Source organism: Ruegeria sp. CF5, from assembly GCF_056537325.1.
In genome coordinates this window covers 950531-973552 of the sequence record NZ_JBQFRI010000001.1, presented here as the reverse complement: position 1 = coordinate 973552, position 23022 = coordinate 950531, and the positions used below count along the sequence as shown (strand labels likewise).

The 23022-nt window shown below is 58.9% G+C and carries 26 protein-coding genes; 14 read left to right on the top strand and 12 right to left on the bottom strand.

The window, feature by feature from the left end; all coding sequences use genetic code 11:
- Positions 1 to 5: 5 nt before the first annotated feature.
- Positions 6 to 773, bottom strand: a complete 768-nt coding sequence (gene gloB, locus ACR0NW_RS04690; protein WP_480448632.1) for a hydroxyacylglutathione hydrolase — start codon at positions 771 to 773, stop codon at positions 6 to 8.
- A 61-nt stretch (positions 774 to 834) separates the two neighbouring features.
- Here gloB and ACR0NW_RS04685 point away from each other — a divergent pair, with 61 nt between their 5' ends.
- From ACR0NW_RS04685 to ACR0NW_RS04650, 8 genes are all read left to right on the top strand, one after another.
- Positions 835 to 1569 carry a class I SAM-dependent methyltransferase gene (locus ACR0NW_RS04685; protein WP_480448634.1) on the top strand — a complete coding sequence of 245 codons (735 nt, stop codon included), beginning with the start codon at positions 835 to 837 and terminating at the stop codon, positions 1567 to 1569.
- 323 nt (positions 1570 to 1892) lie between these two features.
- Positions 1893 to 2453, top strand: a complete 561-nt coding sequence (locus tag ACR0NW_RS04680; RefSeq protein ID WP_170651019.1) for a F0F1 ATP synthase subunit delta — start codon at positions 1893 to 1895, stop codon at positions 2451 to 2453.
- Positions 2454 to 3992, top strand: a complete 1539-nt coding sequence (gene atpA / locus ACR0NW_RS04675; RefSeq protein ID WP_480448635.1) for a F0F1 ATP synthase subunit alpha — start codon at positions 2454 to 2456, stop codon at positions 3990 to 3992.
- A gap of 15 nt (positions 3993 to 4007) precedes the next feature.
- Positions 4008 to 4883 (top strand): F0F1 ATP synthase subunit gamma, encoded by an 876-nt coding sequence (locus ACR0NW_RS04670; RefSeq protein WP_170651017.1) that lies wholly within the window; start codon positions 4008 to 4010, stop codon positions 4881 to 4883.
- A gap of 19 nt (positions 4884 to 4902) precedes the next feature.
- Positions 4903 to 6327, top strand: a complete 1425-nt coding sequence (atpD, locus tag ACR0NW_RS04665) for a F0F1 ATP synthase subunit beta (RefSeq protein ID WP_170651016.1) — start codon at positions 4903 to 4905, stop codon at positions 6325 to 6327.
- 12 nt (positions 6328 to 6339) lie between these two features.
- Complete coding sequence (locus ACR0NW_RS04660) at positions 6340 to 6750, top strand: F0F1 ATP synthase subunit epsilon (RefSeq protein WP_170651015.1); 411 nt, start codon at positions 6340 to 6342, stop codon at positions 6748 to 6750.
- A gap of 114 nt (positions 6751 to 6864) precedes the next feature.
- Positions 6865 to 7215 (top strand): H-type lectin domain-containing protein, encoded by a 351-nt coding sequence (locus ACR0NW_RS04655; protein ID WP_170651014.1) that lies wholly within the window; start codon positions 6865 to 6867, stop codon positions 7213 to 7215.
- 86 nt (positions 7216 to 7301) lie between these two features.
- Positions 7302 to 8177 carry a hypothetical protein gene (locus ACR0NW_RS04650; protein WP_480448637.1) on the top strand — a complete coding sequence of 292 codons (876 nt, stop codon included), beginning with the start codon at positions 7302 to 7304 and terminating at the stop codon, positions 8175 to 8177.
- Between the two features lie 118 nt (positions 8178 to 8295).
- Here the strand turns inward: ACR0NW_RS04650 and ACR0NW_RS04645 are convergent, their stop codons facing one another.
- The gene (locus ACR0NW_RS04645) at positions 8296 to 9315 is read right to left on the bottom strand and encodes a ribose-phosphate pyrophosphokinase (protein ID WP_480448639.1); all 1020 of its coding nucleotides are present in this window, start codon (positions 9313 to 9315) and stop codon (positions 8296 to 8298) included.
- Between the two features lie 107 nt (positions 9316 to 9422).
- Here ACR0NW_RS04645 and ACR0NW_RS04640 point away from each other — a divergent pair, with 107 nt between their 5' ends.
- Both ACR0NW_RS04640 and ACR0NW_RS04635 read left to right on the top strand, forming a co-directional pair.
- A complete protein-coding gene (locus ACR0NW_RS04640; RefSeq protein WP_480448640.1) occupies positions 9423 to 10025 on the top strand; it encodes a DsbA family protein in 603 nt (200 codons plus the stop codon).
- Positions 10022 to 10834: an alpha/beta fold hydrolase gene (locus ACR0NW_RS04635; RefSeq protein WP_480448641.1), complete on the top strand. Its 813-nt coding sequence runs from the start codon at positions 10022 to 10024 to the stop codon at positions 10832 to 10834. The genes ACR0NW_RS04640 and ACR0NW_RS04635 overlap by 4 nt, the downstream gene beginning before the upstream one ends.
- Here the strand turns inward: ACR0NW_RS04635 and ACR0NW_RS04630 are convergent, their stop codons facing one another.
- The 3 genes from ACR0NW_RS04630 to ACR0NW_RS04620 are packed head-to-tail and all read right to left on the bottom strand — an operon-like array spanning position 10835 to position 13274.
- Positions 10835 to 11872: a threonine aldolase family protein gene (locus ACR0NW_RS04630; protein ID WP_480448642.1), complete on the bottom strand. Its 1038-nt coding sequence runs from the start codon at positions 11870 to 11872 to the stop codon at positions 10835 to 10837.
- Positions 11872 to 12345 carry a YcgN family cysteine cluster protein gene (locus ACR0NW_RS04625; protein WP_170651009.1) on the bottom strand — a complete coding sequence of 158 codons (474 nt, stop codon included), beginning with the start codon at positions 12343 to 12345 and terminating at the stop codon, positions 11872 to 11874. Before ACR0NW_RS04625 ends, ACR0NW_RS04630 begins: the two co-directional genes overlap by 1 nt.
- Positions 12342 to 13274: a bifunctional riboflavin kinase/FAD synthetase gene (locus ACR0NW_RS04620; RefSeq protein ID WP_480448643.1), complete on the bottom strand. Its 933-nt coding sequence runs from the start codon at positions 13272 to 13274 to the stop codon at positions 12342 to 12344. The genes ACR0NW_RS04625 and ACR0NW_RS04620 overlap by 4 nt, the downstream gene beginning before the upstream one ends.
- Positions 13275 to 13500: 226 nt before the next feature.
- Here ACR0NW_RS04620 and ACR0NW_RS04615 point away from each other — a divergent pair, with 226 nt between their 5' ends.
- Both ACR0NW_RS04615 and ACR0NW_RS04610 read left to right on the top strand, forming a co-directional pair.
- Positions 13501 to 14082: a methylenetetrahydrofolate reductase C-terminal domain-containing protein gene (locus ACR0NW_RS04615; protein ID WP_170651007.1), complete on the top strand. Its 582-nt coding sequence runs from the start codon at positions 13501 to 13503 to the stop codon at positions 14080 to 14082.
- Positions 14079 to 15068, top strand: a complete 990-nt coding sequence (locus ACR0NW_RS04610) for a methylenetetrahydrofolate reductase (RefSeq protein WP_480448644.1) — start codon at positions 14079 to 14081, stop codon at positions 15066 to 15068. The genes ACR0NW_RS04615 and ACR0NW_RS04610 overlap by 4 nt, the downstream gene beginning before the upstream one ends.
- 58 nt (positions 15069 to 15126) lie before the next feature.
- On the opposite strand, the gene ACR0NW_RS04605 is transcribed toward ACR0NW_RS04610, so the two are convergent.
- The 3 genes from ACR0NW_RS04605 to ACR0NW_RS04595 all read right to left on the bottom strand — a co-directional run bounded on the left by ACR0NW_RS04605 (position 15127) and on the right by ACR0NW_RS04595 (position 17742).
- Positions 15127 to 15570: a MaoC family dehydratase gene (locus ACR0NW_RS04605; RefSeq protein WP_170651005.1), complete on the bottom strand. Its 444-nt coding sequence runs from the start codon at positions 15568 to 15570 to the stop codon at positions 15127 to 15129.
- Positions 15571 to 15672: 102 nt separating this feature from the next.
- The gene (locus ACR0NW_RS04600; RefSeq protein ID WP_480448645.1) at positions 15673 to 16548 is read right to left on the bottom strand and encodes a TIGR01459 family HAD-type hydrolase; all 876 of its coding nucleotides are present in this window, start codon (positions 16546 to 16548) and stop codon (positions 15673 to 15675) included.
- Between the two features lie 267 nt (positions 16549 to 16815).
- On the bottom strand, positions 16816 to 17742 hold the full coding sequence (locus tag ACR0NW_RS04595; protein WP_480448646.1) for a GlxA family transcriptional regulator: 927 nt from the start codon (positions 17740 to 17742) through the stop codon (positions 16816 to 16818).
- Positions 17743 to 17833: 91 nt separating this feature from the next.
- On the opposite strand from ACR0NW_RS04595, the gene ACR0NW_RS04590 reads away from it, so the two are divergent.
- Complete coding sequence (locus ACR0NW_RS04590; protein WP_480448647.1) at positions 17834 to 18244, top strand: GFA family protein; 411 nt, start codon at positions 17834 to 17836, stop codon at positions 18242 to 18244.
- A 45-nt stretch (positions 18245 to 18289) separates the two neighbouring features.
- On the opposite strand, the gene ACR0NW_RS04585 is transcribed toward ACR0NW_RS04590, so the two are convergent.
- From ACR0NW_RS04585 to ACR0NW_RS04575, 3 genes are all read right to left on the bottom strand, one after another.
- Positions 18290 to 19210, bottom strand: coding sequence for a manganese-dependent inorganic pyrophosphatase (locus ACR0NW_RS04585; RefSeq protein ID WP_480448649.1), 921 nt, complete (start codon positions 19208 to 19210; stop codon positions 18290 to 18292).
- A 106-nt stretch (positions 19211 to 19316) separates the two neighbouring features.
- The gene (locus tag ACR0NW_RS04580; protein WP_480448650.1) at positions 19317 to 20297 is read right to left on the bottom strand and encodes a TraB/GumN family protein; all 981 of its coding nucleotides are present in this window, start codon (positions 20295 to 20297) and stop codon (positions 19317 to 19319) included.
- 18 nt (positions 20298 to 20315) lie between these two features.
- A complete protein-coding gene (locus ACR0NW_RS04575; RefSeq protein WP_480448652.1) occupies positions 20316 to 21302 on the bottom strand; it encodes a TraB/GumN family protein in 987 nt (328 codons plus the stop codon).
- Positions 21303 to 21406: 104 nt separating this feature from the next.
- On the opposite strand from ACR0NW_RS04575, the gene ACR0NW_RS04570 reads away from it, so the two are divergent.
- Positions 21407 to 22081, top strand: coding sequence for a DUF2161 domain-containing phosphodiesterase (locus tag ACR0NW_RS04570; RefSeq protein WP_480448653.1), 675 nt, complete (start codon positions 21407 to 21409; stop codon positions 22079 to 22081).
- A gap of 9 nt (positions 22082 to 22090) precedes the next feature.
- Here ACR0NW_RS04570 and ACR0NW_RS04565 read toward each other — a convergent pair whose 3' ends face one another.
- On the bottom strand, positions 22091 to 22987 hold the full coding sequence (locus ACR0NW_RS04565) for an alpha/beta fold hydrolase (RefSeq protein ID WP_480448654.1): 897 nt from the start codon (positions 22985 to 22987) through the stop codon (positions 22091 to 22093).
- Positions 22988 to 23022: the final 35 nt, after the last annotated feature.

The window sequence follows — 23022 nt, the reverse complement described above, 5'->3', positions numbered from 1 at the left end:
AGGGCCTAAAACCGGTCTTTTCGGGCGCGGATTTCGGTGAAAACGGCAGCCGGATCAGCGCCGCTCATGCCCAGATTCGCCTGAATTCCGGGCTCTGTAGCCCGTAAAAACGGGTTTGTCGCCTTTTCCAGTGACAAAAGTGATGGCACCGTAGGCTCTCCGGCGGCGCGCGCGCGGGCGATCTGCGCGATCCGGTTCTGCAATTCCGGGTTCTCCGGTTCGATTGTTTCCGCAAATTTGCCGTTCGACTGCGTGTATTCGTGTCCCGAGCAAACCAGCGTGTCGTCCGGCAGGGCCGCCAGTTTACTCAGCGATGCCCACATCTGGGGGCCGGTGCCCTCGAACAGCCTGCCGCAACCGAGCGCCATCAGACTGTCTGCCGTGAACACGACGCTGCTTTCCGGAATATAGAACGCGATGTGTCCGATCGTATGCCCTGACACGTCGATTACCTCGACCGTTTCTCCCCCAACGGTAAAAGTATCGCCTTCGGCAACCTGCAAATCGAGCGGGGGCAGCCGGTGCGCATCCGCGGTCGCGCCGACAACTTTTGCTGGATGTCTTTCCAGGATACCCGCCAGCCCGTCGACGTGATCCCAATGATGGTGCGTTAGCAGCACATGGCTCAGGCGCCAACCGCGCGCATCAAGCTCGGCCAGAATGGGGCCGGGCTCGGGCGCATCGACCAACGCCGTCTCGCCGGTTTTGGCATCATGCGCAAGAAAAGCGTAGTTATCGCTGAGACATGGGATGGTTACGATCTCAAGAGGCATGGCCTTTTGCCCTTTCGTTGCTAGACTGCGCCCAGCTAAGCCGATTGAGCAGGTGTCCGCAATGCATCTCGATGTGCAGGATCTGAGGAATTTCTACTATCGCAGCACGCTGGGCCGTGCTGCGCAGGCGGCGATCCGCGGGCGGCTGGTGGATATTTGGCCCGAGGCCAAGGGGCAGACGGTTGCAGGATTCGGCTTTGCGGTGCCTCTTTTGCGCCCCTACCTGTCCGAGGCGCGCCGTGTGATCGGCCTGATGCCCGGCCCACAGGGGGTGATGCCCTGGCCTGCGGGGATGCCCAATGTCTCGGTCCTGACGGAAGAGACGATGTGGCCCATCGAAACCGGGCATGTGGACAAGCTGGTGGTGATGCACGGGCTGGAAACCTCGGAGCGGCCCAGCCAACTGCTGGATGAATGCTGGCGCGTTCTGGGTCCGGGCGGGCGGGCAATCTTTGTCGTCCCCAATCGTGCAGGGCTGTGGTCGCGGACAGACAAAACGCCGTTCGGCTACGGTCGGCCCTATACGGCATCACAGTTGGAAACGCAGTTGAAGGCGCACCATTTTCTGCCCGAAAAACATTGCTCGGCCTTGTATCTTCCCCCGTCTTTTCGCCGGTTCTGGCTCAAATCCGGCAGTCTAATCGAGAAAACCGGGCAGCGGCTTCCGACTATCATGGCGGGCGGCGTGCTGATGGTCGAGGCCGGAAAACGGGTGCATCCGCCGAAAGGTAACGTGACGAAGGATGTCGAAAGGCGGCCGATCAAAGCGTTGGATGGCTTGCTGAAACCCGCGTGATTTTTGCCGCAGATTTGGACTTATCATCCTTTCCAGTCTGGAGCGAAATTGCGTGATATTGGCCACAGGAATCGCAAAAACCTGCAAGTCAGTAACATTTTTCAAGTGCGCAGGCCGGTAAAAAGGGTCGCACCTTGTGTAAGTGATTGAAATAAAACAATTTGGGGATAAGTGCATTACCGCTATATTATATTGCTAGGTTGGATAGGCTCTGCTACATCCCCGGTGATTTTGATCCCCTGCCTTTATAGGCGGGGTTTCCTCACGCCCCAAAGTAGCGGCCGCTACTCAAAATCGGGGCCTCAAATATCGGAAGGGTGGACGTGTCCGAACCAGCTTCGATTTCCACAGGCATTGCCGAGCGCTATGCCACCGCGATCTTCGAGATCGCTAAAGAGAATAATGACCTTGCAGGTCTGGAAACCGGAATCAACGATCTGGCAGCAGCACTGGGCGAAAGTGCCGAACTGCGCGACCTGATCGCCTCGCCTCTGGTTTCCCGGGCAGAGCAAGAAGGCGCAATTACAGCAGTCGCTGACAAGATGGGTCTGCACGCGATCCTGCGCAACACGCTGGGCCTGATGGCGCAAAAGCGTCGTCTGTTCGTCGTGCCGCAGCTGGTGCAGGTTCTGCGCGACATGCTGGCCGACGAGCGTGGTGAAGTGACCGCGGATGTTGCTTCGGCCAAGGCGCTGACCAAGACCCAACTGGATAAACTGTCCAAGACGCTGTCCGAGCGTGTGGGCAAGACCGTGACAATCAATGCGACCGTTGATGAAAGCCTCATCGGCGGTCTTGTCGTTAAAGTGGGCTCGAAGATGATCGATAGCTCGATCCGTTCGAAGCTGAACTCCCTACAGAATGCAATGAAAGAGGTCGGATAAATGGGAATCCAAGCTGCAGAGATTTCTGCAATCCTGAAGGACCAGATCAAGAATTTTGGTCAGGAAGCCGAAGTGGCCGAGATCGGCCGCGTGCTGAGCGTCGGTGACGGGATTGCCCGTGTATACGGCCTGGACAACGTGCAAGCGGGTGAAATGGTCGAATTCCCCGGCGGCATCATGGGTATGGCGCTGAACCTGGAAAGCGACAACGTCGGTGTCGTTATCTTCGGTTCCGACCGTGACATCAAAGAAGGTGACACTGTTAAGCGCACCAACTCGATCGTGGACGTTCCGATCGGTGATGAACTGCTGGGCCGCGTTGTTGACGGTCTGGGCAACCCGCTGGACGGCAAGGGCCCGATCAATGCCTCCAAGCGTGGCGTTGCAGACGTCAAAGCCCCCGGCATCATCCCGCGTAAATCGGTTCACGAGCCGATGGCAACCGGCCTGAAATCGGTTGACGCGATGATCCCGATTGGCCGTGGCCAGCGTGAGCTGATCATTGGTGACCGTCAGACTGGTAAAACCGCCGTTGCTCTGGACGCGATCCTGAACCAGAAAGTTTACAACGACGCAGCAGGCGACGACGAGTCGAAGAAACTGTACTGCGTTTACGTTGCGATCGGTCAAAAGCGTTCGACCGTTGCGCAGCTGGTGAAGAAACTGGAAGAGTCCGGCGCGATCGACTACTCGATCGTTGTGGCCGCAACCGCGTCCGACCCGGCTCCGATGCAGTTCCTGGCGCCCTACGCCGCGACCGCGATGGCCGAATACTTCCGTGACAACGGCCGCCACGCGCTGATCATCTATGATGACCTTTCGAAACAGGCTGTGTCCTATCGTCAGATGTCGCTGCTGCTTCGCCGTCCGCCCGGACGTGAAGCCTATCCTGGTGACGTTTTCTACCTCCACTCCCGCCTGCTGGAGCGTTCGGCCAAGCTGAACGAAGACTTCGGTGCTGGTTCGCTGACCGCTCTGCCGGTTATCGAAACTCAGGGTGGTGACGTTTCGGCGTTTATTCCGACCAACGTGATCTCGATCACCGATGGTCAGATCTTCCTTGAAACCGAACTGTTCTACCAGGGCATCCGTCCCGCTGTGAACACCGGTCTGTCGGTTTCGCGTGTGGGCTCGTCGGCTCAGACCAACTCGATGAAGTCGGTTGCCGGTCCGGTTAAACTGGAACTGGCTCAGTACCGCGAAATGGCTGCGTTTGCGCAGTTCGGTTCCGACCTCGACGCCGCGACCCAGCAGCTGCTGAACCGTGGTGCACGTCTGACCGAACTGATGAAACAGCCGCAGTACTCGCCGCTGACCAACGCGGAAATCGTCTGCGTCATCTTCGCCGGTACCAACGGTTACCTGGACAAGATCGACGTGTCTGACGTTGGCCGTTACGAGGCTGGCCTGCTGGCGCACCTGCGTGGCAAGCACGCGGATCTGCTTCAGTGGATCACGGACGAAGACCCCAAGATCAAGGGCGACGCTTCCGACAAGATCAAGGCTGCGATTGAAGAATACGCCGCAACCTTCGCTTAAGGGAGAGGCGGGCATATGCCAAATCTTAAGGACCTTAAAAACAGGATCGAGTCGGTCAAATCGACCCGCAAGATCACCAAGGCCATGCAGATGGTCGCGGCTGCAAAACTGCGCCGCGCCCAGGAATCTGCCGAAGCCTCGCGTCCCTATGCCGAGCGGTTCAATGCCGTGATGGCCGGGCTGGCGGCGTCGGTCGGGGGTAGCGACAGCGCCCCCAAGCTGCTCCGTGGTACGGGCAGTGATGATGTCCATCTGCTGGTTGTCATGACAGCTGAACGCGGCCTGTGTGGCGGCTTCAACTCGAACATCGCCAAGCTGGCCCGCCAAAAGGCGGACGAGCTGCGCGCCAAAGGCAAGACGGTCAAGGTTCTGACTGTCGGCAAGAAAGGCCGCGACGCGCTTAAGCGTGATTTTGGCGATCTGTTCGTTGGACATGTCGACCTGAGCGAGGTCAAGCGTCTGGGGTACTCCAACGCGCAGGACATCGCCAAGGACATCCTGTCCCGCTTTGACGGGGGTGAGTTCGACGTTGCCACGATCTTCTACTCGAAGTTCGTCAACGTTGTGACCCAGATTCCGACGGCACAGCAGGTCATCCCCGCCTCGTTCGAGGAAACCGAGGGTGACGACAGCGGTGCCATCTTCGACTACGAGCCCAGCGAAGAGGCCATTCTGGCCGACCTGCTGCCCAAGGGGGTTGCGACCGCGATCTTCTCGGCTCTGCTCGAAAACGGAGCGTCTGAACAGGGTGCACGGATGTCCGCGATGGACAACGCGACACGCAACGCGGGTGAAATGATCGACAAGCTGACGATCCAGTTCAACCGTTCGCGTCAGGCCGTGATCACCAACGAGCTGATTGAAATTATTTCCGGCGCCGAAGCGCTGTAAGAAAACCGGAGACAACAATATGGCGAATGCAAAAGGCAAAGTCACACAGATCATCGGGGCCGTCGTCGACGTGCACTTCGACGATCAGCTGCCTGAAATTCTGAACGCGCTGGAAACCGAAAACAACGGCAAGCGTCTGGTACTGGAAGTTGCCCAGCACCTGGGTGAAAACACCGTCCGCACCATCGCGATGGACGCGACCGAAGGTCTGGTCCGCGGTGCCGCAGTCACCGACATGGGCGCACCGATCTCGGTACCGGTTGGTAACGCCACTCTGGGCCGCATCCTGAACGTCGTTGGCGACCCCATCGACGAAAAAGGCCCGGTTGAAGCAACCGAGTCCCGTGCCATCCACCAGCCCGCGCCGACCTTCGCGGAACAGTCGACCGAGTCGGAAGTTCTGGTTACTGGCATCAAGGTTGTGGACCTGCTGGCCCCCTACGCCAAAGGCGGTAAGATCGGCCTGTTCGGCGGCGCCGGCGTTGGCAAAACCGTTCTGATCATGGAACTGATCAACAACATCGCAAAAGTGCACTCGGGCTTCTCGGTGTTCGCGGGTGTTGGTGAGCGGACCCGTGAAGGGAACGACCTGTACCACGAGATGATCGAATCGAACGTTATCAAGCCGGACAACCTGTCGGAGAGCCAAGTGGCCCTGGTTTACGGTCAGATGAACGAACCTCCGGGTGCGCGTGCGCGTGTTGCTCTGACCGGTCTGACCCTGGCCGAGCAGTTCCGCGACCAGTCCGGTACTGACGTTCTGTTCTTCGTCGACAACATCTTCCGCTTCACGCAGGCGGGTTCCGAGGTTTCGGCTCTGCTGGGTCGTATTCCTTCGGCGGTGGGCTACCAGCCGACGCTGGCCACCGACATGGGCGCCCTGCAGGAACGCATCACTTCGACCAAATCGGGCTCGATCACCTCGGTGCAGGCGATCTACGTGCCTGCGGACGACCTTACCGACCCTGCGCCGGCAACCTCGTTTGCGCACCTTGACGCGACCACCGTTCTTAACCGTGCGATCTCGGAAAAGGGTATCTACCCCGCCGTGGACCCGCTCGACTCGACCTCGCGTCTGCTTGACCCGGCCATCGTTGGCGAAGAGCACTATCAGGTTGCGACCGACGTTCAGCAGATCCTCCAGCGCTACAAGTCGCTGCAGGACATCATCGCCATCCTCGGCATGGACGAACTGTCGGAAGAGGACAAACTGACCGTGGCTCGTGCCCGTAAGATCGAACGCTTCCTGTCGCAGCCGTTCGACGTGGCCGAAGTCTTCACCGGTTCGCCGGGCGTTCAGGTTGCTCTGGATGTCACCATCTCGTCGTTCAAAGCGGTTGTGGCCGGCGAATACGATCACCTGCCCGAAGCGGCCTTCCTGATGGTTGGCGGTATCGACGATGTGGTCGCCAAAGCCGAGAAGATGGCCGCAGAAGCCGCCTAAGGAGTATCCCTGATGGCAAACACGATGCAATTCGACCTCGTAAGCCCCGAGCGGAGCCTAGCTTCGCTTCAGGCGAGCGCGGTCCAGATTCCCGGCGCGGACGGGGACATGACGGCAATGCCCGATCATGCCCCCACCATTACCACCATGCGCCCGGGCATCCTGAAGGTCGAGGCGCCCGAAGGGTCCAGTGAATACCTGGTCACCGGCGGGTTTGCCCAGATCAACGGCGACAGCCTGTCGGTTCTGGCCGAAAAAGCCATTCCGGTTTCAGAAGTGAACCGTGCGCAACTGGACGAGATGATCGCCGAGGCGCGCGAGTCGCATGAAGCGGCCAAGAATGGCGACGATCAGACCATCGTCGACGACGCCGCCAAGCTGCTGGCCGACATGGAAGCCCTTGGAACGCATATGAGCCTGTAAGGTTCACTGCATTCAGATTGATGAAACGGCCCTGCTTGTCAGGGCCGTTTTTTTGTCGTGATTTTGCCGAAACACCGCAGTAAGGTACGGGAATTCAAAGACAAAGACGACAAAATGAAGACGTTTCGAACCCATCCTATTGGCATCGACCAAGGCGAGGTAGTGCTGTTCTCCGACTTTGCCGACGGCGGAGATATGTGGACCGGAGAAGGCCTGCGCGAACGCCGTTCAACCATCCGTTTCAGCGACTCGTTCCGATCCCCGCCGTTGGTTCAGGTTGGAGTGTCCTTGTGGGATGTAGACTCTACATCGGCTCTGCGCGCCGAGGTGCAGGCCGAGAATATTACCCCCGAAGGGTTCGACGCCGTGTTTCGCACATGGTCCGACACCCGCGTCGCCCGTATCCGAGTTGCCTGGACGGCGATCGGGGAAGTGGCGCATGAGGATGATTGGAACATCTCTTAAAACACAGGTTTGACGAACCGAACAGTTTTACGACTGCCAAAATCCGATTACACTTCCTGTTCAGCGTACAGGCGGAGACTTTCGGGGTGTTGCGGATTCTTGTGGGTTTCGGAGTTCTCCTGATAGCGCTTGAAGCAATGGCCAGATGGGGACTGGGCTTCGGAGACCCGCCGCTGTCACGCGTGGACGCGTCCATCGAATACGTGAATGTGCCCGGAGAGTATCGCCGCTTTGGCAACCGCGTTTTCTACAACGAGCATTCGATGCGGTCGCGTACTTTACCGGATGCGGACACGGGGCGCGTTCTCGTCGCGGGCGACAGTGTGATCCATGGAACAGCGTTTCTTGACCAGTCGGATCTGGCAACAGAAGCTCTGGACGCTGCGCTGCCTGCCATCTGGGTCGGAAATGTTTCTGCGGTCTCGTGGGGACCGGAAAACCTTCGGAAGTATTTCCGCGAATTTGGCTGGTTTGATGCAGAAACCGTGTTCTTTGTGTTCAGCACGCACGATCTGGACGATTTCCCCCGTTATTGCACCAGGCTTGGCCGAGATTTCCACACAAACAAACCGATCTCGGCCCTGACCGACGCGATCGCACATCACGGGTCCAGGTATTTGCAGCTTGAACCCAATGGCCGAGGATGTCGCAATGTCGAGAACTCCGGTGAACGCGGTCTCAAAGCTCTCACCGCCCTTCTCGACGAGGCTTTGGGCAATGTCGACCGCGTTGTGGTGATGCTCCACCCGACAGTGGGGGAGTTGTCGGGCCCTGACTTGGACAAGCGACGCCTACTGATGGAGACGGTTGCTGCGACCGGTGCCGAATACGTCGATATGCGGACAGCTCTGCAACGTCAGGATGCTGTGTTTCTCGATGAAATACATATCGATGCCGCCGGCCAGCAGGTGTATTTTCACGAGTTTCTGAAAGCGCTGCAACAAGGCGCAACACAGGGATAGATATCCGGGTGGCCCAGCAAAAACCCCGGAGCGTTTTGATCACTCCGGGGTAGTTTGTTTCAAACTTGTGTAGCGGTTCCCCATTACAGGGTTATTGCTGCGATTGGCGCGTTGCCCGTCAATCCATATGATACAGCGACTCGTATATGGGCGTCAGGGTCTTGTCCTCGAAAAGGGACGACACGCTGGTGCCGTTCCAGATGTTCAGGATCGCCTGCGTAAAGATCGGCGCGGTCGGAACCGTGCGGATATTGGCGGCCTTCTGAATTTCCTTGGTCGGCTGGATGGTGTCGGTCAGGACAAGCGATTTCATCACCGAATTCGTCACACGCTCGACCGCCGGGCCGCTCATGACGCCGTGGGTGATGTACGAGTGAACTTCCTTGGCACCATTGTCCATCAGCACCTGCGCCGCCTTGCACAGCGTGCCTGCGGTGTCACAGATATCGTCCACGATCAGGCAGATCTTGTCCTTCACATCCCCGATCACGGTCATCTCGGCGACTTCACCGGCCTTTTCACGGCGCTTGTCCACGATCGACAGTGGTGCACCGATCCGCTTTGCCAGCTCGCGCGCGCGGGCAACACCGCCAACGTCGGGCGAAACCACCATGATCTCGTCAAGCTGATCCTTGAACTGGTTTTTCACGTCCAGCGCAAAGATGGGCGACGCATAGAGGTTGTCCACCGGAATGTCGAAGAACCCCTGAATTTGCGCGGCATGCAGGTCCATTGTCAGAACCCGTTCGATCCCGGCGCCGGTCAGCATGTTAGCCACCATCTTGGCGCTGATCGGAGTGCGGGCCTTGGTACGGCGGTCCTGCCGGGCATAACCGAAATAAGGGATCACGGCGGTGATCCGATCCGCGGACGACCGACGTAGCGCGTCGGCGATAATCAGCAGCTCCATCAGGTTGTCATTGGCCGGGTTCGAGGTCGGCTGGATGATGAACATATCCTCGCCGCGCACGTTTTCGAACACTTCGACAAATATCTCGCCGTCGTTGAACCGTTCGACCCGCGCATCGACCAGTCCCTGGTCGACGCCGCGATACAGGCTCATGCGGCGGGCAATGGATTCGGCAAGAGGAAGATTGGCGTTCCCAGCGATAAGCTTGGGTTCGTTTGGTGTCGGCATCGGCTGAGATCCCCGGGCAGCAATGGCAATGTGACAGATTCGTGATGTTGACACCGCTTAGCATGGCCTTACCGTCCCGCAAAGATAATGCAGCGGAGAAAGTGAACATGGCCGACATTGACTACTATTTTGCGACACTCTCGCCTTATTCCTATCTGGCAGGAACACGGCTTGAGGAAGTTGCCGCCAAACATGGCGCGTCCATTGCGTATAAGCCGGTGGATATCATTGCCCTGTTCGGCCGCACCGGTGGGACGCCCCCCAAGGACCGGCACATCTCGCGCATCGAATATCGCGCGCAGGAATTGGTGCGTCAGGCGAAAAACCTCGGGATGAAGCTCAACCTGCAACCGGCGCACTGGCCAACCAATGCGGCACCTTCGTCATACGCCATCATAGCCGCGATACAGGACGGCAGTGGTGATGTCGGCAAACTCTGCCATTCGATCCTGCGTGCCTGCTGGGCCGAGGAAAAGGATATCGCGCAGGACGACGTGATCCGCGACTGTCTGGAACAGGCCGGGTTTGATCCCAATCTGGCCGACAGCGGCCTGCTGTTGGGCGCCGAAACCTATGCCGCCAATCTGGAAGAGGCGGTGGATCGCGGTGTCTTTGGCGCTCCGTTCTACATTACGCCCGATGGGCAACGGTTCTGGGGGCAGGATCGCTTGGACGATCTGGACCGGCATTTGGCGGATCTCAAGGGGTGAGCGAATTACTTCAGTTGCCGCAAGCGGCATTTGTTCGGACGCTGGGGCAGGGGCCGCGAAAGGTCCTTGCCCTTCATTGTACGATCGCCCACTCGGGGGCCTGGAAAGGGCTGGCAGGTGAATTGCACGAGGAGGCCACATTTGTTGCCCCCGACATGCTGTCGCATGGCCGCAGCCCCGACTGGGATCGGCAGGGTGATTTTCAGGACCGGATCACACAGATTTCCCTGACCCACCTGACCGAACCCATGGACGTGATTGGCCATTCATTTGGTGCAACAGTGGCCCTGCGGCTGGCGGTGGAACATCCCGAACTGGTCCGAAGCGCCACGTTGATCGAGCCTGTGTTCTTCGCAGTTGCCGTTCAGGATGCGCCGCATCTGATCGAACAGCACGCACAAGACGCGCAACCCTACATGGATGCGATTTCGCGTGGTGACGAAGCGCTCGCCGCCCGCCTGTTCAATCGCATGTGGAGCACGGATGACAGCCCGCGCTGGCCGGACCTGCCGGAAAGCACCCGCGCCGCGATGATCCGGGGCATTCACGTTGTGCCAACCGTCGACGATGCCCTGTTTGCGGATCGGGCAGGTCTGCTGAAACCGGGTATGCTGGACAGGGCCAATATGCCGATCCGGCTGTTGCGCGGATCGCTGTCTCACCCGGTCATGGTCGCGATCAACGACGGGCTGACCCGGCGTCTGCCCAATGCGACTGGTGCCGTGATAGGTGGGGCAGGGCACATGCTGCCCATTTCCCACCCTGTTCAGACAGCCGCACAGGTTCGCGCCCTTTGGGCGCAGGGCTGATTACCCCAGCAGAGAAAGGAACTGGTCGATCATCTCGTCGCTGATGGACCAGTCACAAACCAGACGGCAGGCCAATGGCTCGTCCTCATCCGCGCCTTCCAGTTCCGCTCCCCAAAAATGATAGGCAGCACCTGCGTCATGCAGGCGCCGGTGCGTGCTGCGGGGGAAGCTGGCAAAGATCATGTTGGCCTGCGGCTCGTGCAGGAACGAAGCCCCCGCCGCGCGCAGACCATCCGCCAGCCTTGCGCAATTCGCATTGGCCTGACGCGCTGATTTCAGCCACAGATCGTCTTTCAGATAGGCAGACATCTGTGCCGACAAGTAGCGGTGTTTCGAAAACAGATGCGCTCCGCGCTTGCGGCGCAGCTCGAATTCCCAAGCTTTGCTTTCGTCAAAAAAGACGACCGCCTCAACGCCCATCAGGCCATTTTTGGTGCCACCGAAACTGACAGCATCCACACCGGCCTTCCACGTCATCTCAGCAGGCGAGCAATTCAGCGCCACCAGCGCATTTGCAAAGCGTGCGCCGTCCAGATGCACTGGCAGGCCGTAATCCTTGGCGACACCGCACAGGCTCTGCAACTCTTCCAGAGAATAGACAGACCCGCGCTCGGTCACCTGCGTGATCGACACTGGCCCGCGTTGCGGACCATGTACCCCGCGGGTTTCTTCTGCTAGGATCGATCCGCGCAAGGCTTCGGCAGTCATCTTGTCATCACCCGGCACCAGCGTCAGCTTTGCCCCGCTGTAGAATTCGGGCGCGTTGCACTCATCCTCGTGAATATGGGACACGGGCGAGCAGAACACGGTTTCCCACGGCTTTGTCAGCGTTGCCAGCGCCAGCGAATTCGCCGCCGTTCCGGTCGCCACCAGATAGACCGCAGCACCGGGGGCCTCGAAGATACCGCGAATCTGATCGCGCACTTCGTTCATCAGCGTGTCCGCGCCATAGGCCATCTGATAGCCCTGATTGGCCTCAGTCAGCGCGGCCAGAACTTCTGGATGAACAGGCCCGGAATTGTCAGAGGCGAAATACATCAGATAGGCTCCTCGATTATATAGTCTTCCCAGTCTTCTTCGGGTGTCTCAAACTCTGAGACGGTGCGCCCCTGCACCGAAACGCCGGCCTTGTGAACGCTGTCCGGCGTACCTGATATCAACGGATGCCAGTCGTAAAGGGGCTTGCCCTCCCAAAGCAGCCTGTAGGCGCAGGTTTTGGGCATCCAATAGGCGTGGCTGTCGATATTGTCGGGTTTCAGTACGATGCACTCGGGTACAAATTGATGGCGGATGTCATACTGCGTGCAGCGGCAGCTTTCATCGTCCAGCAAACGGCAGGCGACACAGGTCAGCTCAACCCGCCCGGTATCCTCGTCTTCCAGCTTGTTCAGACAACACTTGCCGCAACCGTCGCACAACGCTTCCCATTCACGGTCGTTCAGCTTGCGCAAGGGTTTGCGTTCCCAAAAACGCGAGGGCAACCCCGCGCGGTCGATCGGATCCTTGGTCATTCTGCTGCCAGAATTTCGCGAGCTTTGGCGCAATCATTATCCATCTGCGCAATGAGGGCATCTAGACCGTCAAAGGTCATCTCAGGTCGCAGATACTCGACCAGACCTACCGATAAGGTGGCCCCGTATAGATCGCCCGAGAAATCGAACAGGAAGGTTTCGATATTGGGTTGCTCGCCTTTGAACATGGGTCGGGTACCGACCGATGCGGCCCCGCGATAGCTGCCCTGGTTCGGGCCATCCAGCACATCGACCAGAACCGCGTAAACCCCGAATTTCGGTTGGTGCAGCCCCTCGATGGACATGTTCGCCGTGGGAAAGCCCAACTCGCGCCCTCGCTGTTCGCCGCCGATCACCTCACCCTCGATGCGGTGCCAATGCCCCAGCATCGCAGCCGCATCACGCGGGCGGCCATCGCTAAGCGCGGTACGGATCGCGGTCGAGGATACAACGTTTTCCGATCGCTCCATCAGCGGTGCAACGGTCACACCAAACCCCATCTCCTGTCCGAAACGCACCATGTCATCTGCATTGCCGCTGCGACCTTTACCAAAACAGAAATCGGCCCCGACGACGACATGGGACAGTCCCAGGCCGTCACAGATGACATTGCGGGCAAACTCCTCAGGCATCAGTCCGGCCAGTGCCGCATTGAACGGCAGCTCATACAACTTTTCGACGCCCAGCTTTTCCAGCCGGTGCGCGCGCGCGTTGCCTCGCATAAGGCGGAACGACGGTGTGTCGGGCGCAAAAAACTCGCGCGGATGCGGCTCGAACGTCATGACGCCCAGCGGCGCCATTGGTGCCGCTTTTCGCGCCAGTTCGATGACCGACTGGTGCCCGATATGAACACCGTCAAAATTGCCGATCGCAACGCTGGCGCCGCGATCTTCTGGCTCGACATACTTGAAATCACGGATGATGCGCATGAGCGTTTGCGTAGCGGGACAGCGGCATATGTTCAAGCGCAGATCGAGTTTTGTGCCCCAACACCTTCGGAATATCGGACCAATTGCAGGTGTACTTTCCCGGACCAACCATCGCTTGATCCAAATAATCGGGGGTGTAGACTGGTAGCCCGGCCAGATCAGGCCATGATTACCTTGGTCAAGCTTCGGGCCGGCCATCGGCGAAAAAGCCAGAAGGGTCAGTGCCATGTATCGACTGCGACTGTTCGCGATCCGCCATGCCCGCGCGTTCGAGTGGATTTACAAGCGTGTCGAAGGCGGCATGGTGGCGCTGGACCCTCTGTTTGCAAAAATAGGTTACAACCGCGTCGAACGCCCGATTGCACTGGTCGAGAAGGGGGTCAAAACACTGCTGTTCGACTGCAAGATGTGCGGTCAGTGCGTGCTCAGCTCGACCGGCATGTCCTGCCCGATGAACTGCCCTAAACAACTGCGCAACGGACCCTGCGGCGGCGTGCGCCCCGGCGGGTTCTGCGAAGTGAAACCCGAGATGAAATGCGTCTGGTCCCTGGCCTGGGACGGGGCCAGCCGAATGCGCGAAGGTGGCGCGAAAATCAAAGAGGTCCTGCCACCGGTCGAACATACATTAAAGGGCTCATCCTCGTGGCTTCGGGTCAGTCGCGAGATTGCCGCCCAAAACCGCGAAGCGCGAAATGCGGCCCGGCAGACACTGGCACAGGCATTCCCCGAGGCCCGCAAGAACGAACCATCCGCTGCCCCACTGGCCGCTGAACCACCCAACGCGGTCAACCGGGAGCTTCGGAAATGAACAGCTCGCATCACAGTGAAATCGAACCGACCGGCTATGTCCCCGTACCGGATGGTTTCGTGTCCCACAGCCGTCTTGAACGCGTGTTGCGCTCGGGTCGGTTTGCGGTGACAGCGGAACTCAATCCCCCCGACAGCGCCGACCCCGAGGACGTGTTTCAGGCCGCGCAACCGCTCGGCGAGGTTGCAGATGCAATCAACGCCACCGATGCGTCCGGCGCGAATTGCCATATGTCCTCAATCGGGATCTGCGCCTTGCTGACGCGCGCGGGCTATTCGCCGGTATACCAGATCTCCTGCCGCGACCGGAACCGGATTGCCATTCAGGGCGATGTGCTAGGGGCCGCCGCACTGGGGGTCAGCAACGTATTGTGCCTGACCGGTGACGGCGTCGGGGTCGGGGATCAGCCGGGCGCAAAACCTGTATTCGATTTTGATTCGCTGACCCTGCTTCGCACCATCCGAACCATGCGGGATCAGGGAACATTCCTGTCGGGCCGTAAAATCACGCGCCCGCCACAACTGTTTCTGGGTGCGGCGGAAAACCCCTGCATCCCACCATATGACTGGCGCCCGAACCGACTGGCCAAAAAGATCGAGGCCGGTGCCGAATACATCCAGACCAATTACATCTACGACATTCCGTTGTTCGAGAAATTCATGACACGGGTGCGGGATGAAGGCCTCGACAAACAGGTCTACATCATCGCCGGTGTCGGCCCTGTCGCCTCGGCTCGCGCGGCCCGGTGGATGCGCAGCAATGTTCCCGGCATCCATATCCCGGACCAGATCATCGAGCGGATGGAAAAGGCCGAAAAACCATCTGACGAAGGTAAGAAGATCTGCATTGAACTGATCCAGCAGATCAGGGAAATCGCTGGCGTGTCAGGTGTGCACGTCATGGCCTACCGGCGCGAGCATCTGGTGTCCGAGATCATACTCGAATCCGGCGTTCTCAAAGGACGCGGCCCGACGCGCAGGGCATGACGGTGCTGACAAAAAAAGGCGCCCAAAGGGCGCCTTGCAGGGTGTGATCAGGCAGGGATCAGTCGAACTTGCGCGACGGTGCCAGAACCATCGCTTCGCCGACCAGAACCTTCTTGCCATCAACCGAGCAATGGCAATCCAGCTTGACCCGGCGCTTGGCGAAATCGATGTCGATCACCTTGACCTCGGCATAGACCATGTCACCGGGGCGCACAGGCGCCAGAAATTTCAGCGACTGCCCCATGTAGACCGTACCGTGACCCGGCAACTGCTCTCCGATCACCGCCGAGATCAGCCCGGCGGTCAGCATGCCGTGGGCGATGCGGCCCTCGAAGATGGTATCGCGGGCATAGTCATCATCAAGATGCACCGGATTCCGGTCAGTCGACACCTGTGCGAACATCTCGATGTCTTCGTCCGTCACCACTTTGCGCAGGTAACGGGACATGCCCATTTCGATGTCTTCGATACAGATCGTTCCGCGCGGCAGATTGTCCAACATGTTGCCCTCACTTGATGTCGACCGAGTAACAATAGATTATTTCCGGTCACAGGTTGGCAACTTTATTACTTTGCACGCGCAGAAAATCAAGCCCCAAAATTGTTACCGCAATCTTCCGATCGAGTAGGTCGGATTGACCTTTTCCCTTTCAATATAGAGGTTTAGCGCGTCCGGGTCCGGCTGGTATGATGTTTTTGTCTCGGATGCAGCCAGACCACCAGTGATGAACAGGGAATCAAGCCCTTCGCCCATCCCGCCCGCGATGTCGGTATGCGGTCCGTCGCCGATGACCAGAATTTCAGAATCCGGAATATCAACGCCCAGAGCCGTCAGTCTCCGGCGTGCCAGATCGTAAATCGGCGGGTGCGGTTTCCCGAAATACAGGCTCTCGCCGCCCATCTCGGTGTAAAGCCGGGCCAGAGCGCCAGCGCACCATTCGCGCACCTCGCCGCGATCCACCACGATATCCGGGTTGGCGCAAAGAAGTTTCAGGCCCATCTGCTTGGCATACAGAAAATCGGGCCGGTTCACATCCGGGTCCGCCATGGGATCAAACGGGCCGCAGCACACGATGCCTTCGGCCTGATCCAGGGGAGCACGTTCGATGTGAATGGGATGGTGCAGAAGTTTCAAGGGTTCGAAAAAGCCTTCGTCCCGCTCCCATTCGCCCATGAAGTATACTTTGTGACCAACTGCGCCTTGAAACATCGCCGACCGAGCCGAGTCGCCACTGGTCGCAATCGTGTCATAGGCGTCGTCGGGAACATTGAACTGCGCCAGTTGCGTGGCAACTCCGGCGCGTGGTTTGGGCGAGTTGGTGACAAGCACGACCAATCCACCCGTTGCCCGGTATTCCTTCAACGCGGCAACAGCCTCGGGGAATGCAGTGACGCCATTGTGCACGCAACCCCAAAGATCGACGAACAGCGCTTTGTAACGGTCGGAAATCTCGGTCAGAGAGGTGATGATCTGGGTCACAATGTTCTCTTTCAGGCAAAAGGGTGGGATGCCCAAGCCTATGGCAGAGGTGACAACGTTTTACCAGAGGGGCGCTGCCCCCGCCGCCCTTCAGGCGTCTCCCAAAGAGTATTTGGGGTCAGATGAAGAGACGGATCCTTCATCTGGCTGAAGATACTCCGGATCGCGAGGCAGAGCCTCGCAAAAAGTCTGCGAAGATACCATTCCGGCGGGAATATTCAGTACAAATAGCGGAGACAGATCGAACACCGCTGAATGCAGGTCGCGTCATTCCCGAAAACTTTCCAATGTCTGGCCCGTCCGTTTTCGCATCGCCCGCCGCAATGCTGTTGCATCTGAATATCCGACGCGACACGCGATTTCGTCATGGTTCAGATCGCTGGTACGTGCCAACCGGATCGCTTCTGTTACGCGAATGGTCTGAGTGAAAGCTGAGGGCGTCATCGTGGTCGCCCGCGAAATTCGGCGCGCGAATGTTCTGCTTCCCAATCCCGCAGCCCCGGCCAGTTCGTCCAGGCTGACTTGCCTAGTGATATTGCGGCGCAGGTGCAATTCCGCCTTTTGTAATGCCGGATCACCAGCAATCATCGTGGCCACGGACATGTATGGCAATTGGCTTGGACGGCTGTCCGCCATAAGAAAACGACGGCAGTCTTCAGCGACTGCAAATCCTGCGAAATGTTCGATCAGAAACACCATCAGATCAATCTGGGAAAAGGCGGCCCCTGCGGTAATCAGATTGCCGTCGCGCAGAACGATCTGACTTGACTTGGTTTTGGCCCGCGGAAACATGGTCTGAAGCAGCGGGACAAGCCACCATGATGTGGTCACTTCGCGTTTGTCCAGCAATCCGGCAGCGCCCAATGCAAAGCAACCGGAACAGGCCCCAGAGATGATGGTCGGTGTTTCGGACAGCTCGCGCAAAACGGCGACCAGCTCTTCAAAGGTGGGCGAGGTCATGGCCCTGCGCAACTCTCGCTCGGTTGACAGGCCAAGCCCCGGAAGGATCAACAGGTCGGGTTTTGCGCCAGCAGCCCGGTATTTGGCCGGTGACAGCGTGCAGAAGTCAAAAACATCTTCCCTGTTGTGTCTGCGGGACACCCTGTTGGCTGTTTCCAGCATCTCGTGCGCTATGAACAGGCTTGATTTCTGGCAGGGGTCGGGTTGCAGAATGACGGTTTTAATCGGGTGCATTTGTCAAAATTGGTTTGTTTAGTGTCAAAATTGACACTGACGGAATACACGATTCCTGTCCATTGTTTTCCAAACAGCAGGAGAAAGATGGATGAAACTGGAAGGTGGATGTTTCTGCGGCGCACTTCGATACGAGGCTGAAGGCAAGCCGATATTCAAGGGGCAATGTCATTGCCGGGCGTGCCAGCACGTATCGGGCGGGGCGCCGAACCTGTTCATGCTGATGCCGCGCGAAGGGTTTCGGTATACAGCGGGTAAGCCGAAACACTATCGGCGAACGGATCGCGAAAATCCTGTCACGCGCGAGTTTTGTGCGGACTGCGGGACGCATGTGGCAACACACAGGCCGGGGCTTGATCCCGTCATTGTCAAAATCGGGACGCTGGACGACCCCGCAGTATTCCGCGGGGCAAAAGCCGCCTTGTTTGTTGCGGAAAAGCAGGATTTTCACCTGATCCCCGACGGGATGCCGTGCTTTGAGGGCATGCCGCCGATGTCATGAAAAAAGGCGCCCTTTCCGGGCGCCTTTCCTGTTCTTCAGGGCCAATCAGACCTTGAGGTTCGGGATGATCTGTTTTTTCCGGCTCATGATGCCCGGCAGGACTACGGCGTCGCCGTTTACTGACGCGCCAAAGCTCTTTTCGGCAACGCCTTTGACCAGATCGTTTGGCACCAGCAGGGTGGCTTCTTCGTTCAGGATGTCGACCACGAACAGCAGGACCTGATCGACGCCGTCTTCCTTGGCAACATCCACCATCGAGTTGGTCAGGCTGGCCTTGCGGTCCAGAACGATGCCCGGTGCGGTGGTTTCCAGAACCGAGACACGGAACTTGGTGCCATCGACTTCGTATTCCTTGCTGTCCATGCGGATCAGCTCAGCGTCCGAGAATGAGGACACATCCGATTTCGCCGCGAACATGTCGGCGGCGTAAGCTGCGATATCCAGACCCAGATCGGCCGCCAGTTGCTCGGCAACGGCGCGGTCATGGTCGGTCGTGGTGGGCGAGCGGAATTCCAGCGTGTCGGACAGGATGCAGGTCAGCGCCGCACCCTTGATGGCCTCGGGCATCTTGGCGGCATCGTCGCCCATCAGGTCGTGCATGATGGTGGCGGTGCAGGCCAGCGGGCGAACGGTGATGTCGATGGGGCCTTTGGTTTCCAGACCGCCCACCAGTTTGTGGTGGTCGATGATGGCGCGAATGTCGGCGCTGTTGATGCTGGCCGGAAGTTCTGCCGGGTTGTTGGTGTCAACGATGACAACCGGCGCGCCTTCGGTCACGTCTTCGATGATCGCAGGTTTGTCCAGACCCCAGCGCTGCAGCATGAAGGCCGCTTCGGTGTTGGGCTCGCCCAGCAGGACGGGGGTGGCGTCGACACCTTTGATCTCGTTCAGGTACCAAGCCCAGACGATAGGTGAGCCGGTCGAGTCGGTGTCGGGGGATTTGTGTCCAAATACTTGGGTGGTCATGTCAGCGTCCTGCAGATTGGAAATTTGCGCGCCTTATAGGGTGGTCGAAACCGGATGTCACCCAGCGGCAACCCGGATGCGACGGAAGGTCTGATTTTCCCCCTGATCAGAAATCCGCGCGGCTCAATGTGTACCCGGCCTGCTGCAATTGATTTAGCAATCCGTGATCTGCACTCAGGTGGCCTGCACCTACGGCAATAACGGCGGTCTGATCCTCAAGTTCCAGAATCTGGCGCATCCAGTTGGCGTTGCGCACGACCAGCATCTGTTCCTCAAAACTGCGCCACTCGGCATCGAATTCCTCCTGCGACAGGCCAGACGCCTCAAACCCCTGAAGGCGCGCCAGTTCGATGATCTCGGCGTGCTTTTCCTCCATATAGGCATTGGCCATGGTCACCATCTGATCATCACCGGCCTGCAACGCACCGGCCAGCCGCACGATGGACTGGGCCTGTTCCTCGATCGGGTGGCTGTCGAACATGGCGATCAGATCCTCGACCCGCTCCAGCGAGTGTTGAGGGATGCCGTGCGCATCGGCCAGTTCCGACAAACGCTTGTCCATGCCGCGATCCGCATCGGGGCTTTGCATCAGGCAGGGCGGAATGCCCAGCATCATGCTCAGGAACCAGGGTCGCATCTTGGCCGCCATCCAGCTTGGAAAACCGCGCTCGGCCAGTATCTTGGACAACTCGGCCCAGTCTTCCTCGTCGATCAGGTCAACCAGTGTCGGGCCAGACGTGATCAGAACCGGGCTGAAATCATTTGCCAGATCACGCTCGAATTCTTTCATATCCTTTTGGGTAATCTCAAAGAAAAACGCATCGGCCTGCGTCAGGGCAGGGGCCAGACGCTCGACCGCGGCGCCCATGCGCTCGTCATTGGTGTGTAGCGTGCCGATCAGGTGCAGGGTGGTGTTGTCCTTGGTGGCAATCCAATGATTGCCCTCAGGAAACAGAATGTCACTCAGTGCGGCATCAAGGTCGCTGCGCATTTTCGGCGACAGGTCGTGGCGCAAATCCCGGCCTTCGCAGGCGGCAAAGGCGCCAAGCGGAAACAGACAGAAAAACAGGCAGATCAAAAGTCGCATAAGGTCGATCCCGGCAAATCAGAATTCAGCGCGGGTCAGCTCATATCCCTGTTGTTTCAACAGGTTCAGAATGCCCGATTCACCCGCAAGATGCCCTGCGCCCACCGCAACCACAAGCACTTGTCCCTTGGTCCGCAGAATAACCGGAACCCAGGCCCGATTTCTCTGATCCAGTATCTGCCGGTCATACTGGCGCAGCAGGCGGCTGACCTCGGGGCGGGCGATCTTGATATCGCGGTACAGCGTCCATTTCTGGATCAGCATCGCCTCGGCCAACCTCTCTTCGAAATAGGCGTTTTCCAGCGTCACGACCTGATCGTCATAGTTCAGGCCGCTTTTCATATCCAGTTCCAGCAGGCGCAACTGGTCTTTCACGGGTTGATCTGACAGCGCGCGCATCCCGTCCCCCACACGCTCAAGCGATCCCACGGCCACGCCGTTGCGGATCGCCATCCGTTCGATGCGTTCGTCAAGACCGGCATATGAGGCAATACCGCGTCCGCCGCATCCCGTGCGCGTCAGCGCCATCGAGATGTACCAGGGCTGCAGACGCGCCAGGATCTCCTTGTTCACACCCTCTGGGCGCATCCGCAATTGCAGCATGCTCCAGTCCTCGGCGGACATGAGGTCCGGCAGGGTACTGCCCCGGGGCATCATCAGGATCGCCGGATTTTGCCGGATCACATCATCCAACCGGTCCAGTTCCGCATTCGTGACCTCAAGCAGAACCGCGTCGGCCTGCCGGATGACGGGCCGCAGCGTTCGCATGACCCGGCGCATCCGTTTGTCGCCGCTGTGCTGTGTGCCGATGACGTGAATGCGCTGGCCATTTCCGGTGGCAATCCAGTGATTGCCATAGGCAAAGGGCACCCGCGCGATTTCTTGTTCAAGCCGTGCCGCTGCCTCAGGCGTCAGCCTGTCTCGCAGGTCGCTTCCCGAACATCGCGCATAGGCCGCTGTTGCCGTGCAGAAACAAAGCACCAGGGCAAGCGTCGCGCGAAACATGAGAATCCTCCTGATGCCAAGCCTCATCCCTATCGTCGCGCGAGCGCGCACCGGATCGCAAACGTTATTTTTGCATTTCGCAGGATTGCGCCTAGCATGTGACCATGGAACGCGAGCAGGATCTTTACGCCCCCGTCAAGCAATTGCTGGAAAGACAGGGCTATGACGTCAAGGGAGAGGTCGGCGCGGCGGATGTCGTGGCCATTCGGGACGACGAACCGCCGGTTATTGTCGAGCTGAAGCTCAGGTTTTCGCTGGCCCTGTTTCATCAGGCCATCGCTCGCCTCAGGATGACCGATCAGGTCTATATCGGTGTGTGCAAACCCCGTGGAAAATCGGCGCGGAGGGCGCTGCGTGATAACCTGGGTCTTTGTCGTCGTCTGGGCCTGGGCCTGATTACGGTCCGCCCTGATGGAAGGGCCGAGGTTCATTGTGACCCCGGCCCCTATGCCCCGCGTAAATCTGCGGTGCGAACGGCCAAGCTGTTGCGTGAGTTCGACCGCCTGCAGGGCGATCCGAATTCAGGCGGGGCGACACGGCATGGAATCGTCACGGCTTATCGTCAGGACGCTTTGAAATGCGCGGCCTATCTGGCCGAGAACGGATCGGCCAAAGGGGCCGCCGTGGCCAAGGCAACCGGGGTTGCAGGGGCCACGCGAATGATGCGGGACAATCATTATGGCTGGTTCGACAAGGTCGAAAAGGGCGTCTATGCCTTGTCTCCGACAGGCAGCGACGGGTTGAAGCATTGGGCCTACAGCTGGGAAGAGGCTGGCTGAGCCATCGCTTCAAGCGCGCCGCTGAATGAACTCCTGCACCATCCCGACGATGACAGGCGACAAAGAAGGCGTGATGATGTGCCCCATCCCCTTGATGGCCTGAAACTCGCTTGCGGGAATATGTGCGGCGATCTCTTGTCCCAGTTCCAGCGGGATCAGCGTGTCGTCCGTGCCGTGCACAACCAGACAGGGCAGTGAAACCTGACGCAGGGCAGGGCGCCGGTCGGGGGCGCCTGCTATCGCCAGAACCTGCCGGTTCATGCCTTCGTCATCCACACCGCGCGCATAGGCCTTGGCGGCCATCGCCCGAATATCTTCCTCTGGCATCGGGTAACCGGGACTTCCCCAGTTCGCATGTTCCTCAACCTGCGCATCTTGATATTCTTCCAGACTGCGAGGCCGTACCAGCAGGCTCTCGGCCAGCGCCAGCATTGCCGCGCGGTCGCCCGAGGTGCGGTCAACGAACGGGCGGCACGCGGTCATGACGATGGTGGCGGACAAAATGCGACCCGGGTGGTCGATGCACAGTTGCTGCAGAATTGCGCCGCCCATGGAAATCCCAAAGAAATGCGCGGTCTCAAGGCCCATCGCATCCATCAGGCCGATTACATCGGCTTCCATATTCTCGATGCCATAGGGGCGCGGCAGGTCGCCGCCCGAACCAATCATCTTAAGCACTGCATCGGCGTTGCCCGGTGCCTCCTGGGCTGGACAGCGCTGCGACAGTCCTACGTCACGGTTATCGAAAACGATTGTACGGTAACCTTCGTTCACAAAGCCCTGAACCAGTTCATCGGGCCAGTGCACCAACTGGCTGCCCTGTCCCCGGATCAGGATCAGAGGCATCCCGTTCGATGGTCCGTGGTCTTCTACTTCCAGAGAAATCCCGTTGGCTTTTATCTGCATCTGCGCCTCCTCTTCGAAATCCCACGAACGGGGCT

Excerpts from the sequence above, each read along its gene's own strand:
- ACR0NW_RS04580 (WP_480448650.1), bottom strand. The coding sequence starts at position 20,297 with ATGCGACTTTTGATCTGCCTGTTTTTCTGTCTGTTTCCGCTTGGCGCC.
- ACR0NW_RS04645 (WP_480448639.1), bottom strand. The coding sequence starts at position 9,315 with ATGCCGACACCAAACGAACCCAAGCTTATCGCTGGGAACGCCAATCTT.
- ACR0NW_RS04570 (WP_480448653.1), top strand. The coding sequence starts at position 21,407 with ATGGAACGCGAGCAGGATCTTTACGCCCCCGTCAAGCAATTGCTGGAA.
- ACR0NW_RS04640 (WP_480448640.1), top strand. The coding sequence starts at position 9,423 with ATGGCCGACATTGACTACTATTTTGCGACACTCTCGCCTTATTCCTAT.
- ACR0NW_RS04625 (WP_170651009.1), bottom strand. The coding sequence starts at position 12,345 with ATGACCAAGGATCCGATCGACCGCGCGGGGTTGCCCTCGCGTTTTTGG.
- ACR0NW_RS04585 (WP_480448649.1), bottom strand. The coding sequence starts at position 19,210 with ATGACCACCCAAGTATTTGGACACAAATCCCCCGACACCGACTCGACC.
- ACR0NW_RS04605 (WP_170651005.1), bottom strand. The coding sequence starts at position 15,570 with ATGTTGGACAATCTGCCGCGCGGAACGATCTGTATCGAAGACATCGAA.
- ACR0NW_RS04615 (WP_170651007.1), top strand. The coding sequence starts at position 13,501 with ATGTATCGACTGCGACTGTTCGCGATCCGCCATGCCCGCGCGTTCGAG.
- ACR0NW_RS04595 (WP_480448646.1), bottom strand. The coding sequence starts at position 17,742 with ATGCACCCGATTAAAACCGTCATTCTGCAACCCGACCCCTGCCAGAAA.
- atpD (WP_170651016.1), top strand. The coding sequence starts at position 4,903 with ATGGCGAATGCAAAAGGCAAAGTCACACAGATCATCGGGGCCGTCGTC.
- ACR0NW_RS04610 (WP_480448644.1), top strand. The coding sequence starts at position 14,079 with ATGAACAGCTCGCATCACAGTGAAATCGAACCGACCGGCTATGTCCCC.
- ACR0NW_RS04590 (WP_480448647.1), top strand. The coding sequence starts at position 17,834 with ATGAAACTGGAAGGTGGATGTTTCTGCGGCGCACTTCGATACGAGGCT.
- ACR0NW_RS04660 (WP_170651015.1), top strand. The coding sequence starts at position 6,340 with ATGGCAAACACGATGCAATTCGACCTCGTAAGCCCCGAGCGGAGCCTA.
- ACR0NW_RS04685 (WP_480448634.1), top strand. The coding sequence starts at position 835 with ATGCATCTCGATGTGCAGGATCTGAGGAATTTCTACTATCGCAGCACG.
- ACR0NW_RS04575 (WP_480448652.1), bottom strand. The coding sequence starts at position 21,302 with ATGTTTCGCGCGACGCTTGCCCTGGTGCTTTGTTTCTGCACGGCAACA.
- ACR0NW_RS04620 (WP_480448643.1), bottom strand. The coding sequence starts at position 13,274 with ATGCGCATCATCCGTGATTTCAAGTATGTCGAGCCAGAAGATCGCGGC.
- ACR0NW_RS04655 (WP_170651014.1), top strand. The coding sequence starts at position 6,865 with ATGAAGACGTTTCGAACCCATCCTATTGGCATCGACCAAGGCGAGGTA.
- gloB (WP_480448632.1), bottom strand. The coding sequence starts at position 773 with ATGCCTCTTGAGATCGTAACCATCCCATGTCTCAGCGATAACTACGCT.
- ACR0NW_RS04565 (WP_480448654.1), bottom strand. The coding sequence starts at position 22,987 with ATGCAGATAAAAGCCAACGGGATTTCTCTGGAAGTAGAAGACCACGGA.
- ACR0NW_RS04670 (WP_170651017.1), top strand. The coding sequence starts at position 4,008 with ATGCCAAATCTTAAGGACCTTAAAAACAGGATCGAGTCGGTCAAATCG.
- ACR0NW_RS04630 (WP_480448642.1), bottom strand. The coding sequence starts at position 11,872 with ATGTATTTCGCCTCTGACAATTCCGGGCCTGTTCATCCAGAAGTTCTG.
- atpA (WP_480448635.1), top strand. The coding sequence starts at position 2,454 with ATGGGAATCCAAGCTGCAGAGATTTCTGCAATCCTGAAGGACCAGATC.